Origin of the sequence: Buchnera aphidicola (Melanaphis sacchari), assembly GCF_003096055.1 — a bacterium.
In the GTDB taxonomy this organism is placed as follows: Bacteria; Pseudomonadota; Gammaproteobacteria; order Enterobacterales; family Enterobacteriaceae; genus Buchnera; species Buchnera aphidicola_P.
Map to the genome: position 1 here is coordinate 336,372 of NZ_CP029161.1, position 12,691 is coordinate 349,062.

General features: G+C 24.0%; 14 protein-coding genes, 1 tRNA gene and 2 pseudogenes. 6 read left to right on the plus strand and 11 right to left on the minus strand.

Going from position 1 to position 12,691, the window contains the following annotated elements; translation table 11 throughout:
- Nucleotides 1-63 precede the first annotated feature (63 nt).
- From DD681_RS01705 to mnmA, 5 genes are all read right to left on the minus strand, one after another.
- Entirely contained in the window at nucleotides 64-846 is a 783-nt protein-coding gene (locus DD681_RS01705) for an enoyl-ACP reductase (protein ID WP_158341294.1), read from the minus strand.
- Nucleotides 847-905: 59 nt separating this feature from the next.
- Nucleotides 906-1,103 (minus strand): hypothetical protein, encoded by a 198-nt coding sequence (locus tag DD681_RS03125; protein ID WP_261788343.1) that lies wholly within the window; start codon nucleotides 1,101-1,103, stop codon nucleotides 906-908.
- A 23-nt stretch (nucleotides 1,104-1,126) separates the two neighbouring features.
- A complete protein-coding gene (locus DD681_RS03130; RefSeq protein ID WP_261788344.1) occupies nucleotides 1,127-1,528 on the minus strand; it encodes a transglycosylase SLT domain-containing protein in 402 nt (133 codons plus the stop codon).
- Between the two features lie 39 nt (nucleotides 1,529-1,567).
- Complete coding sequence (purB, locus tag DD681_RS01715; protein WP_158341541.1) at nucleotides 1,568-2,938, minus strand: adenylosuccinate lyase; 1,371 nt, start codon at nucleotides 2,936-2,938, stop codon at nucleotides 1,568-1,570.
- Nucleotides 2,939-3,073: 135 nt separating this feature from the next.
- Nucleotides 3,074-4,171: a tRNA 2-thiouridine(34) synthase MnmA gene (gene mnmA / locus DD681_RS01720; protein ID WP_158341295.1), complete on the minus strand. Its 1,098-nt coding sequence runs from the start codon at nucleotides 4,169-4,171 to the stop codon at nucleotides 3,074-3,076.
- A 231-nt stretch (nucleotides 4,172-4,402) separates the two neighbouring features.
- Between mnmA and lepA the strand changes: the two genes are divergently transcribed.
- The 5 genes and pseudogenes from lepA to acpS all read left to right on the plus strand — a co-directional run bounded on the left by lepA (nucleotide 4,403) and on the right by acpS (nucleotide 9,303).
- Nucleotides 4,403-6,196, plus strand: a complete 1,794-nt coding sequence (lepA, locus tag DD681_RS01725; RefSeq protein ID WP_158341296.1) for a translation elongation factor 4 — start codon at nucleotides 4,403-4,405, stop codon at nucleotides 6,194-6,196.
- 20 nt (nucleotides 6,197-6,216) lie between these two features.
- A pseudogene (gene lepB / locus DD681_RS01730) lies at nucleotides 6,217-7,136 on the plus strand (signal peptidase I).
- Nucleotides 7,137-7,270: 134 nt separating this feature from the next.
- A complete protein-coding gene (gene rnc / locus DD681_RS01735; protein WP_158341297.1) occupies nucleotides 7,271-7,951 on the plus strand; it encodes a ribonuclease III in 681 nt (226 codons plus the stop codon).
- Nucleotides 7,948-8,799, plus strand: coding sequence for a GTPase Era (era, locus tag DD681_RS01740; protein ID WP_158341298.1), 852 nt, complete (start codon nucleotides 7,948-7,950; stop codon nucleotides 8,797-8,799). The genes rnc and era overlap by 4 nt, the downstream gene beginning before the upstream one ends.
- A gap of 114 nt (nucleotides 8,800-8,913) precedes the next feature.
- Nucleotides 8,914-9,303 (plus strand): holo-ACP synthase, encoded by a 390-nt coding sequence (gene acpS, locus DD681_RS01745; RefSeq protein WP_158341299.1) that lies wholly within the window; start codon nucleotides 8,914-8,916, stop codon nucleotides 9,301-9,303.
- A 2-nt stretch (nucleotides 9,304-9,305) separates the two neighbouring features.
- Here the strand turns inward: acpS and tadA are convergent, their stop codons facing one another.
- Together tadA and smpB are read right to left on the minus strand one after the other, a co-directional pair.
- Nucleotides 9,306-9,779: a tRNA adenosine(34) deaminase TadA gene (gene tadA, locus DD681_RS01750; RefSeq protein WP_158341300.1), complete on the minus strand. Its 474-nt coding sequence runs from the start codon at nucleotides 9,777-9,779 to the stop codon at nucleotides 9,306-9,308.
- 7 nt (nucleotides 9,780-9,786) lie between these two features.
- A pseudogene (smpB, locus tag DD681_RS01755) lies at nucleotides 9,787-10,254 on the minus strand (SsrA-binding protein SmpB); the annotation flags it as partial.
- Between the two features lie 95 nt (nucleotides 10,255-10,349).
- Here smpB and DD681_RS01760 point away from each other — a divergent pair.
- Nucleotides 10,350-10,628, plus strand: coding sequence for an RnfH family protein (locus DD681_RS01760; protein ID WP_158341302.1), 279 nt, complete (start codon nucleotides 10,350-10,352; stop codon nucleotides 10,626-10,628).
- Nucleotides 10,629-10,699: 71 nt separating this feature from the next.
- Here DD681_RS01760 and grpE read toward each other — a convergent pair whose 3' ends face one another.
- The 4 genes from grpE to DD681_RS01780 form a co-directional block, all read right to left on the minus strand.
- A complete protein-coding gene (grpE, locus tag DD681_RS01765) occupies nucleotides 10,700-11,257 on the minus strand; it encodes a nucleotide exchange factor GrpE (protein ID WP_158341303.1) in 558 nt (185 codons plus the stop codon).
- 93 nt (nucleotides 11,258-11,350) lie between these two features.
- Complete coding sequence (gpt, locus tag DD681_RS01770; protein ID WP_158341304.1) at nucleotides 11,351-11,821, minus strand: xanthine phosphoribosyltransferase; 471 nt, start codon at nucleotides 11,819-11,821, stop codon at nucleotides 11,351-11,353.
- 93 nt (nucleotides 11,822-11,914) lie between these two features.
- Nucleotides 11,915-12,502, minus strand: coding sequence for a D-sedoheptulose 7-phosphate isomerase (gene lpcA, locus DD681_RS01775; RefSeq protein WP_158341305.1), 588 nt, complete (start codon nucleotides 12,500-12,502; stop codon nucleotides 11,915-11,917).
- A gap of 50 nt (nucleotides 12,503-12,552) precedes the next feature.
- Nucleotides 12,553-12,626 (minus strand) — tRNA-Asp (locus tag DD681_RS01780).
- Between the last annotated feature and the right edge of the window lie 65 nt (nucleotides 12,627-12,691).

The following is a 12,691-nucleotide window of genomic DNA, read 5'->3' on the forward strand; positions in this document are numbered from 1 at the left end:
TTATTTTAAAATACATTTGATTTTAAAAAAAAATATTTTAATGAAATACTTTTTTTAAAGTGTTTAAAACATAGTATTTACCCCTTTTATATTCACGCCATGATCAACATAAATAATTGAACCCGTAATTCCAATTGATAAATTAGAGCACAAAAAAGAAGCAACATTGCCTACTTCTTTGCTCGTAATGTGACTATTAGTGCAAGAAGAAAATTTATGATAGATTTTTGTTCTACAAAAATCTTTGATCTGACGTGAAGAAATAGTTTTAATAGGTCCAGGTGAAATAGCGTTGACTCTAATATTCTTTTTTCCTAAAATACTAGCCATATAACGTACGTTTGATTCTAACGATGCTTTTGCCAAACCCATGATATTGTAGTTTGTAATTGCTTTTTGAGCTCCTAAATAAGACAGAGTTACTAAAGAAGAAAAATTATTCAGCATTTTTTGCGATTCTCTTGCCATGCTTAAAAAGCTATATGAACTAATTTCATGACATTTAATAAACGATTCTCTCGTACTACTTTTAATAAAATCTTCTTGCATTTGTTTTTTAGGACAAAATGCAATAGAATGAACAAATCCATCAAACTTTTTCCATATTTTTTTTAATTTTAAAAAAAAATTTTTGATATTCTTATCACAAGAAACATCACATAAAAATATTGGATTATTATTTATTGATTTAATTAATTTTTGTACTCTATTGGCAATTTTTTTATTTTGACAAACATAAATTAGTTCAGCATTGTGCTCATACATAGATTTTGCTATGCCTAACGCAATAGATCTTTCATTTAAAATTCCAGTTATTAAAATTTTTTTACCTTCCAATAATTTCATTTAAAAGTCCAATATATATTCAAATATATATGTATTTGAGAGTATTTTAAGAAAATATTTTAAATTAAATTATAAACTTTTATTACTTTATCTAAATAATGTGAAGCTTGCTTCGATGGATGCTTTTTTATATTTTCATAAAAAGTTCTTACTGTCATACTATTGATTATTTTTATTGCTTTTGTTTGATTTTTTGAAAATATTTTTAATAATGCAGATGCCCCGTTAACATATGAAACAATAATTGCATATCTCATTATTTCTTCGTTTTTTATTCCTATTAAATTTTTTTTTTTAATAAGTTAATATAAGAAGCACCGATATTAATGTTTATCTTCGGATTATATAATTCTCTGATAGAAGGTTGACCCTTTTTCCCTATTAACCTATATATATCTAACCCAGCTGCAGAAGGTTTAATTTGCATTAATCCAATAGCATTGGAATCACTTTTAGCATATTGATTTCCAGAAGATTCAACATAAACAATTGATTTAATTAATTTTTCATCAATATTATATTTAATAGATGCTTGTTTAATTAAAGCAGACCAATTTTGTATTTTTTTTTGTATATATTCTTTATTTAAAGAATACTGTTTTATTGATTTTTCTTTGTAGACAAAGGAATCATTGCATCCCATTGATAATATAATAGAAAGTAATAATACTTTTAAATTCATAAAATATCCTTTTAATAAAAATAAATGCATAAAAGTTTATTAAATAATTTCGTCAACTATTTTACTAGAAGCTCCGATATAATTACATGGAGTAATCAATTTTAAACGAATTTTTTCCTTCTTAGGAATATTCAATGTTTCAATAAATTGATGTATATCATTTTGAGCAATAATTTTCCCGCGAGTCATTTCTTTTAATTTTTCGTATGCATTTTTAATACTATAACGACGCATAACAGTTTGAATAGCTTCAGATAAAATTGACCAATTTTTATTTAAGTTATTTTCTAATTCACTAGTATTAATGATTAATTTTTTGCTTCCTAATAACATTGATTTATAAGCAATTACGGAATAAGACATAGCAACGCCAATGTTACGTAAAACTGTAGAATCACTCAAATCTCTTTGCCATCTGGAAATAGGCAGTTTGTTAATCATGTGATGCATGAGAGCATTTGACAACCCTAAATTTCCTTCAGAATTTTCAAAATTAATTGGATTAATTTTATGAGGCATGATGGAAGAACCTATTTCATTATCTATTTTTTTTTGCTTAAAATAATTTAAAGAAATATATCCCCAAACATCACGATTAAAATCAATTAATATAGTGTTAAAAAGAGATATGCACGAAAAAAATTCAGCGATATAGTCGTGTGGTTCTATTTGAGTAGTATATGGATTCCAAGAAATTCCGAGCGAAGTTACAAATTCATTACTTACTATATGCCAATTAATTTTTGGATATGCTGCTAAATGCGCATTATAATTTCCAGTAGTTCCATTCATTTTACCCAATATTTCTATTGCTTTTAATTTCAAACATTGACGTTGCAAACGATAATAAAAGTTAGCCATCTCTTTTCCCATGGTAGATGGAGTAGCCGCTTGTCCATGGGTCATAGATAGTAAAGAAACATTTTTGTATTTAAAAGAAAAATCTTTTAAAAATTTTATTATTTTTGACCATAAAGGCAAAATAATTTTATCACGAGCATCTTTAATCATTAAAGCATATGCTAAATTATTAATATCTTCTGAAGTGCATGCAAAATGAATAAATTCTGTAATATTCGATAATTGTTTTAATTGAGTACATTTATCTTTTAAAAAATATTCTAAAGCTTTAACATCATGCTTAATTTTTATTTCTATTTCTTTAATATAAAGAGCGTCTTTTTCATTAAATTCCTTGAAAATGCTATCTAATAATGTAATATCTATTGCTTTGATTTTTCGAATATTTAACTTTTTGTGCATACTAATTATTTTTTTTAGCCAATGAATTTCTATATAAAGTCGATATTTTAAAAAACTAAATTCACTAAATATATTTCTCAAACATTTAGTAAAATTAAAATATCGACCATCAATCGGAGAAATAGTCATTAATGAGTGAAGATGCATAAATTTATATTCCTTAATTTTTAAAAAACATTTTTTATCTATTAAAAAACAAATATTTGCGATATATGAATTGCATATCCATATATTCCATTCTTCTGGAAAGTAGATTTTTAACATCTTAATTATTTAAAATTATTATAAAGGAATTCTAGATTTAATTATTCCCCCGCCGATACATCGATCAAGTATATAAAATACTACTGATTGTCCTGGAGTAACAGCAATAACAGGTGAACTAAATAAAATTTTTATATATAGATTGTTTATATATTTTATTTCACAAGGAATATCTTTTTGGCGATATCTAGTTTTAATTTTACAAAATAAGGGAAAGTTTAAATTCTCTTCATTAATCCAATTCACTTTATACGCTATTAAACCTATAGACATCAAATATCTATTATGTAAACCTTGAGCAACAACTAATGTATTTTTTTTAATATTTTTTTCTACTACGTACCATGGAAGATTATAAAATTTGTTTATACCTCCAATACCCAAACCTTTACGCTGACCTAATGTATAAGAGAATAATCCGCTATGCTTACCTAAAACCTTCCCGCAAGTAGTAACAATATTTCCTTCTTTCTTTTTGATATATCGACTAAGAAAATTCTTTATCTTTTTTGCTCCAATAAAACAAATTCCAATAGAATCTTTCTTATTAGCTACTTTCAAATCTATTTTTTGAGCAATCTCTCTTACTTGCTTTTTTTTGAGAGAGCCAATCGGAAACAAAATTTTTTTTAATTGATTTTCTTTTAAACTATATAAAAAATAACTTTGGTCTTTATTTAAATCACACCCCTTAAAAAGATAATTTTTTTTATTTTTTTTAATAATTCTAGCATAATGACCAGTAGCAATATAATTAGCTTTAAGTTCTTGAATGGCATAGTTTAAAAAAACTTTAAATTTTATTTCTTTATTACATAGTATATCGGGATTAGGTGTATTTCCCTTTTTATGTTCATTTAAAAAATCTTTAAATACATTGTCCCAATATTCTTGTGAAAAATTTATTTTATGAAAATATATGTTTAATTTTTTACAAACTTCTTGAGCATCAAATAAATCTTGAGCAGCATGACAGTATCCATCTTTATCATCTTCTTCCCAATTTTTCATGAATAAACCTTCTACTAGGTAGTTTTGTTGTTTTAACAACCAAGCAGAAACTGATGAATCAACTCCTCCAGACATAGCTATAATTACTTTTTTCTTTATTATCATAAAATGTTAACTTTCATTACTTTTTTAAAAACAAGGTTAAAAAAATATTTTTAAGAAAAAAAGACTTATTTATTTTTTATAAAAAATAAATTTAATTTTTTAAAAATATTATAATTAAATAAATTTTTAGATATATTATATATTAAAATATAAATAAGAAATATACTTAAATATTTATACTTTTAAAATATTTTTAACTAATTTTGAAAAAAATGGTGCAAAGAAAGAATAATGAAAAATATAAGAAATTTCTCTATCATCGCTCATATTGATCATGGAAAATCAACTTTATCTGATCGATTGATTCAAAAATGTGGAGGATTGTCTGAACGAGAAATGTCAAATCAAGTACTAGATTCAATGGATTTAGAAAGAGAAAGAGGAATTACAATTAAAGCTCAAAGTGTAATGATTAATTATAAAAATAAAAAAAACCATGTTTTTCATTTAAATTTTATTGATACTCCAGGCCACGTAAATTTTTGTTATGAAGTATCTCGATCGTTGTCTGCATGTGAAGGTGCATTATTAGTAATTGATTCTAGTCAGGGTGTAGAGGCGCAGACATTAGCAAATTGTTACATCGCACTAGAAATGAAACTTAAAATTATACCTGTATTAAATAAAATAGATCTTCCTAATGCAGATATAGAAAGAGTAAAAAAAGAAATCGAAGACATTATAGGAATTTCATCAAATAATTCAGTGATATGTTCCGCTAAAACTGGAGAGGGAATAGAAAATTTACTTGAACGTATTGTTGCAGATATCCCGCATCCTACAGGAAATGGAAAAAATTCATTACAAGCATTGATTATAGATTCTTGGTTTGATAATTATTTAGGTGTTGTATCTTTAATAAGAGTAAAAAATGGATTTATATCAAAAAATGATAAAATTCAAGTAATGAGTACAAAAAAAACTTATCATGTCGATCAATTAGGTATTTTCACACCTAAAAAAATAAACAAAAAAGTATTAATGTGCGGAGAAGTAGGTTGGATTGTTTGTGGTATTAAAAATATTTCTGCAGCTCCAGTGGGAGATACTTTAACAAATTTTAAGAATCCAGCAAAAAAAATGCTTACTGGTTTTAAGAAAATAAAGCCTCAAATTTATGCTGGTTTATTTCCAACAACATCAGAGCAATATGAAACATTTAGAGATGCTCTTGGAAAACTCAGTCTAAACGATTCTTCTCTATTTTATGAACCAGAAAATTCTCATGCCCTTGGGTTTGGTTTTCGATGTGGATTTTTAGGTTTATTGCATATGGAAATTGTTCAAGCGCGATTAGAACGAGAATATTCTTTAGACTTAATTTCGACACCTCCTACTGTTATTTATCAAATAAAATTAATAAATGGAAAAAAAATTTATCTAGACGCACCCTCAAATTTTCCAGAAATAAATAAAATTAAAGAGATAAAAGAACCAATTGGTGAATGTAATATTCTATTACCTCCTAGATTTCTCGGTGTAATTATGAAGTTATGTATAAAAAAAAGAGGAATTCAAATTAATATGGTTTATCATACACATCAAGTATCTTTGAAGTATCACATTCCAATGAGCGAAATAGTTTTAAATTTTTTTGATGAATTAAAATCAATTTCCAGTGGATATGCTTCACTAGAATATAATTTTAAACACTTTCAAACAGTTAAAATGGTTCGAATAGATATATTAATTAATTCAGAAAAAGTAGATGCATTAACAATGCTTGAATATTATAAAAATGCGCGAAATCGCGCTCGAGAAATAGTTTATAAAATGAAAGAATTAATACCTCGACATCAATTTGATATTAATATTCAAGCTACTGTTAATAATACTATTATAGCTAGATCTACAATTAAACAGTTAAGAAAAAATGTATTAGCTAAATGTTATGGAGGAGATATTAGTAGAAAGAAAAAATTACTAAAAAAACAAAAAGAGGGAAAAAAAAGAATGAAAAAAATAGGAAATGTTAATATGCCTAAATCTGTATTTTTTAAAATTTTGAATATTAAAAATATTTAACATAAAGCATAGGAAAAAAAATGTATAATGTATTAAATTATTCTTTATTTATTAGTACACTTTTAAGTGGAATTGTATGGTTTTTTTTTAAAATTAATTTTATTAAAAATTATTTTTATAATAAAAAAAAAAAATTAATATTGATTTTTCAAAAGTAAAAAAAAATAAAACATGTTTTTATAAATCCATATCATCTTTTTTCCCAATGTTATTGACTATTTTTATAATACGTTCTTTTATTTACGAACCATTTCAAATCCCTTCTGGATCTATGATGCCCACATTATTAATAGGAGATTTTATTTTAGTTGAAAAATTTTCATATGGCATTAAAGAACCAATTACACAAAAAATATTAATGCATACAAATTCTCCTAAACGAGGTGATATTGTAGTATTTAGACATCCAAAAAATAACATGTATTATATCAAACGCATAATAGGACTACCTGGAGATAAAGTAACTTATAATATAGACGAAAAAAATATAAAAGTTTGCATTAACTATATTAAAGAAAAAAATTGCCAAAAAAAAATATTTATTCAGCATTCAAGAAAAAAATTAAGTAATTTTTTTCAAAAAATTTATTTTTTTTATACACCAGAACAAAAAAAAATATATAATTCTATTTTTTTCAAAATAGCTAAAGAAGATATTCATGGTTTAAAGCATGATATATTATTATTAGATAAAAAAATTAATAATTTAAATAATTATTATAAACAAAAAAATATGCCAAAGCTAACTTGGTTGGTTCCTTTAGGTGAATATTTTATGATGGGTGATAATCGTGACAATAGTTCAGATAGTCGATACTGGGGTTTTGTACCTGAAAAAAATTTATTAGGAAAGGCTACAAAAATATGGATGAGTTTTGAAAAAGAAGAAAATAAATGGCCAACAAATATTCGTTTTAATAGAATTGGAAATATATATTAAAAAACTAATAATTAATACGACAGAATATAGTTAGTATTATTCGCTACTTTGAAATATATTTTCAATATATCGATATTTTACTATTTTCCTGTTATATAAGAAATCAATTAAAATATCATTGAAATTGGTATAACATGAATCATACTGTGACAAAAAAAATACAACAAGTATTAGGATATACTTTTACTCATAAAGATTTATTAAAACAAGCATTAACACATCGTAGCGCAAGTAGCAAACATAATGAAAGATTAGAATTTTTAGGAGATTCCATTTTAAGTTTTGTTATTGCTAATGCTTTGTACCAACATTTTCCATATATTAACGAAGGTGATATGAGTCGAATGAGAGCAACTTTAGTAAGAGGAAATACTTTAGCTGAAATAGCACACGAATTTCATTTGGGAGAATATCTTCAATTAGGACAAGGTGAATTAAAAAGCGGAGGTTTTCGAAGAGAATCAATTTTAGCTAATACTGTAGAAGCTCTTATCGGTAGTATTTATTTAGATAGTAATATTGAAACAACAGAAAAATTAATATTAAAATGGTATAAAAAACGTTTAAAAAAAATTAGTCCTGGAGATACTCAAAAAGATCCTAAAACAAGATTGCAAGAATATTTACAATCTAAACATTTATCATTACCTACATACTTTATAGTAGGAATATACGGAGAAGCTCATAATCAGTTATTTACGATTCATTGCGAAATAGATATAATTTCAAAATATTTAATTGGCACAGGAACAAGTAGAAGAAAAGCAGAACAAGATGCAGCTAAAAAAGCATTAATTCAATTGGGTGTCGAGTGAAAAAAAATCAAGAGTATTGTGGATATATAACAATTATCGGAAAACCTAATGTAGGTAAATCTACTTTAATAAATAATATAATTAAAGAAGAAATCTCTATTACTTCAAAAAAAAAGAATACGACGCAAAAAAATATTTTTGGCATTAAAACTAAAAAATTATATCAATATATTTATGTAGATACTCCAGGTATTAATACAAAAAAAAATAGAAAAATAAAAAAATTAGATCATCAATATAAAGTATTAAAAAATTCAGTATTAGTTATATTAATAACAGATCGCTTAATTTGGAAGGAAAATGATGAATTAATTTTAAATTACATCAAGTTAATGAATATACCTATTATTTTCGTTATTAACAAAATTGATAAAATTTCTAATAAAAATTTTTTATTACCTTATATTAATTTTATTAAAAAAAAAATTAATCCCTTAGAAATTGTTCCAATATGTGCAAAACAAGAAAGAGATCTAATTTTATTAGAAAAAATAATTAAAAATTATTTACCAAAAAAAGATCATATTTTTCCATCAAACTATACAACAACTAATTCTTTATCATTTTCATTATCTGAGATTATCCGTAAAAAAATAATACTTTTTTTACGAGAAGATTTACCTTTAGTGATAAAAGTAAGAATTGAATCTATTAAAAGCAATAATAACATATTACATATTAAATCAATAATTTATGTTGATAATACAAGACAAAAAAAAATTATTATTGGTAAAAAAGGAGAAATAATTAAAAAAATTAGTATTTCTTCTAGATTTAATATAGAATATTTTTTAAATAAGAAAATATATCTTTTTATATGGATTAAAAATAAAAAAAAATATACTTAGATTGTATATAAATATTAATTTTTTTAAAATTAGTTAAAATATTTTAAATTTTTTAACTAATTTTAAAAATCGATTAATTTATCATTTTTCTTAAAAAGGAAAAAATAATTTTCAATGTCAATTATAGGTATAGGAATAGATATTATAGAGATTAAACGTATTAAAAAAATAGTTAATTATTTTGGAAATAAATTTGCTAAAAGAATTTTATCTTTAAAAGAGTGGAAAGAATATATTTCTTATCATAATAATTATGATAACATAAAATTTTTAGCTAAGAGATTTTCAGCTAAAGAAGCTGCTTCTAAAGCTTTAGGAACAGGAATAAATTGTGGAATATATTTAAATGAATTAGAAATATACAATAATAATTTAGGAAAACCAGAATTACGTTTTTTAAATAATTCTTTAAAAAAAATAAAAAAATTTCAGTGTAAAAATATTCATCTTAGTATATCTGATCAAAAATACTATGCTTGCGCTTTAGTTGTTTTAGAAAATTAAATTTACATCCTCTTGTATTTAAAAAAATTTTTTAAAAGTTTAGAACATTCATTTTGCATGATGTTCTTTTTAATTATTAACTTATAATTATATTTTAAGTTCAATAAAATTTTTTCAAAAGAATCTATTTTATTTGAATTATGACAATTTGCTCCAAAAACTAATTTTTTAATTCTACTATGTATGATAGCTCCGCAACACATCATACATGGTTGCAAAGTTACATATAAAGTAGCGTTATTTAAACGATAATTTTTTAAATTTTTTCCAGCTTTTCGTAAAGCTATAATTTCTGCATGAGCAGTAGGATCATTAGTAGAAATTGAACTATTCCAACCTATTCCAATAATACGCTTTTTAAAAACTAATACTGCTCCTACAGGTATTTCACCTTTTTTTTGAGCATAACAAGCGTATTGAAAGGCTATTTTCATCCAATTCTGATCTGTATCAGATTCACATTTTTTTTTTATCATAATCAGTTTATTTTAACGATTTTTTAATAATTTTTAATTTATTTCGTGTCCATTCATTTTTTTTTAAAATTTCTCTTTTATCTTTTTTATTCTTTCCTTTTGCTAATGCAAGATTTAATTTACACCATGATTTAGACCAAATCAAAGACAATGGTACAAGCGTATAACCTGTTTTATTTTTTTTAATCAATAAATGATTAATTTCACGTTTGTGTAAAAGTAATTTTCTTTTTCTTATAGGATCACAAAAAAAATTATTTGAAGAAGTATTCAATGGTTGTATAATAGTATTACACAAATACATTTCACGTAGATTATTGTTTATATAACTTTCAGTAATATTTATTTTATTTTGCCTAATAGATTTTATTTCCCATCCATGCAGTACTAAACCAGACTGAAAAATTTCCTCTATAAAATAATTATGGTAAGCTTTTTTGTTAATACAAATATATTTTTTTGAAGATTTTTTTTTTAAATAACATAATTAAATTTAACCTAAAAATAAATTTTGATATTTTTTTAGAAAATTTTGCTTTTATTTCTAAAAAGTAGGAGAAGCTTAAATATATGACGAATATTATTCGTGTAACAATTGTATATGCTTTATCTCATATACAATATATTAAAACAGTAAAACTCAAATTACATTCTACTGTAAAAGATGCTATATTAGCATCAAAATTATTTCATTTAGTGAATTTTAATTTTTATAAAAATAATGTAGGAATTTATAATAAATTAGTACATTTAAACAAAAAAATAAAAAACGGTGATCGAATTGAAATTTATCGAAATTTAATAATAGATCCAAAAGAGCGCAGAAGAAAAAAAGTACATCTCTCTTAAAGAGAGCAAAATTTAAAAATTTTTAGATCTAATAAAAAATTTTATTAAATCTAAAAATATTATTTTAATTTTTATGTAAAATTTCCTTTTTCTTTTGAAACAACAACCATAGCAGGTCTTAATAAACGTGATTGATGAAGTATATAACCTGATTGCATGACTTCAACAACTTGATTGCAAGGTATTTTATCAGTATAACTGATAGACATAGCTTGATGAATTTCCGGATTAAAGGGTATATTTATTTTATTTACTTTAGATATATTAAATTCATTTAATACTTCGTTTAATAAAGAAAAAACATATTCTATATTTTTAATGCACTCTATATATATTTTTGATTCTTCTTTTTTTAATAAATCTAATGCACGTTCAATGCTATCTATAATAGGAAGAAACTCAATAATTATTTTTTCTAAAGAAAATTTTTTTACTTTTTCAATATCATTGTTCATTCTAGTATATAATTTAGAAATTTCTTCTATATTACTCAATTCAATACTTTTTATTTTTTCTTGCATTTCTTTTATATTTTTTTCTTTTCCATCATCTTCTTTTATATTTTTTTCTTTTCCATCATCTTCTTTTATATTTTTTTCTTTTCCATCATCTTCTTTTTCACTTATCATAAAATACCTTTGTGCTATACGTTAATTTTTTAGAATTTTTAAAATTTATTTATATGAAAGCGATTTATTTTTTAGAATATATTTCTAAATAATTTATTTTAATTGTTTAAAAAAAGGGGGGGTGTAAGAAATTGACATGTCCCATGGTTGCTCTATCCATATATTTTGATCAACATCAATAATATAATCATCTACTAATGGTTGGCCCATTGGTTTTGCAAATACAGTAACAAAATAAGCTTTTGGATATAAATTACGAATGATTTTTGCGGTTCCTCCTGTATCTACAAGATCATCTATAATGATACTATTTTGAGTATTTCCCATTTTAGAAATTTTTATTATTTTTCTATTCTTTTGCAAAGAATTATAATTATAGCTTGCAATACATATGGTATCAACACATCGAATTCCCATCTCTCTAGAGAGAATAGCAGAAGGAACTAAACCTCCTCTACTCACAGCAATAATTTCATGCCAAGAATTTATTTTAAGTAATCGATGAGCTAGTTTTCTAATATGAATTTGAAGCATATCCCAAGTAACAATGTATTTCTCACTCATAAAAAATCCAAAATAATAATATTTATTAAAAAAGTGAAAATAATTTGTAGTTATTGTAGGATTTTAATCATTCGAAATAAATGCAAATAAAAATTAATTAGTTTGTATTTTCATTTCTTTTTCAATAATTAATATTAATATATGAATAATTTTAATATGCATTTCTTGTATACGATCTGAATAACCATGATGTGGCACACAAATTTCTATATCAGACAAATCTTTTATTTGTCCTCCATTATTTCCCGTTAGAGAAATTACTTTCATATCTTTTTTATGAGCAGACTTTATCGCTTCAATAATGTTAGGAGAATTTCCTGAGGTAGAAATTGCTAATAGTATGTCGCCTGGAACACCAATGCTTTCTATATAACGTGAAAATACCTTGTGATAACCAAAATCATTTGCTACAGCTGAAATATGTGCTGTATCAGATATAGATATTGAAGGATATCCTGGTCTTTTTGTTTGATAAAGACCTGTTAATTCCTCTGAAAAATGCATAGCATCACAGTGAGATCCACCGTTACCACATGATATTACTTTATTTTTTCTATTAAAGGACTGAGTAATTAAAAAAGCTGCTTTTTCAATATTTTTTATTTGTTTTGAGTCATTTAGAAAATTTTTTAATACTTTGGATGCAATTTTTAATTCGGAAGAAATAATTTTTTTATACATTATTTGAAATTCTTAATTTTTAAAAAATATTTTTTAAATGATATTATCTTCGGTGCGGACGGGACTCGAACCCGCGACCCCCGGCGTGACAGGCCAGTATTCTAACCAACTGAACTACCGCACCTAATTAATAATATTTTTATATTGTACATATTTTAAAAAAATCAGTCAATCATCTTTTTACTGTTA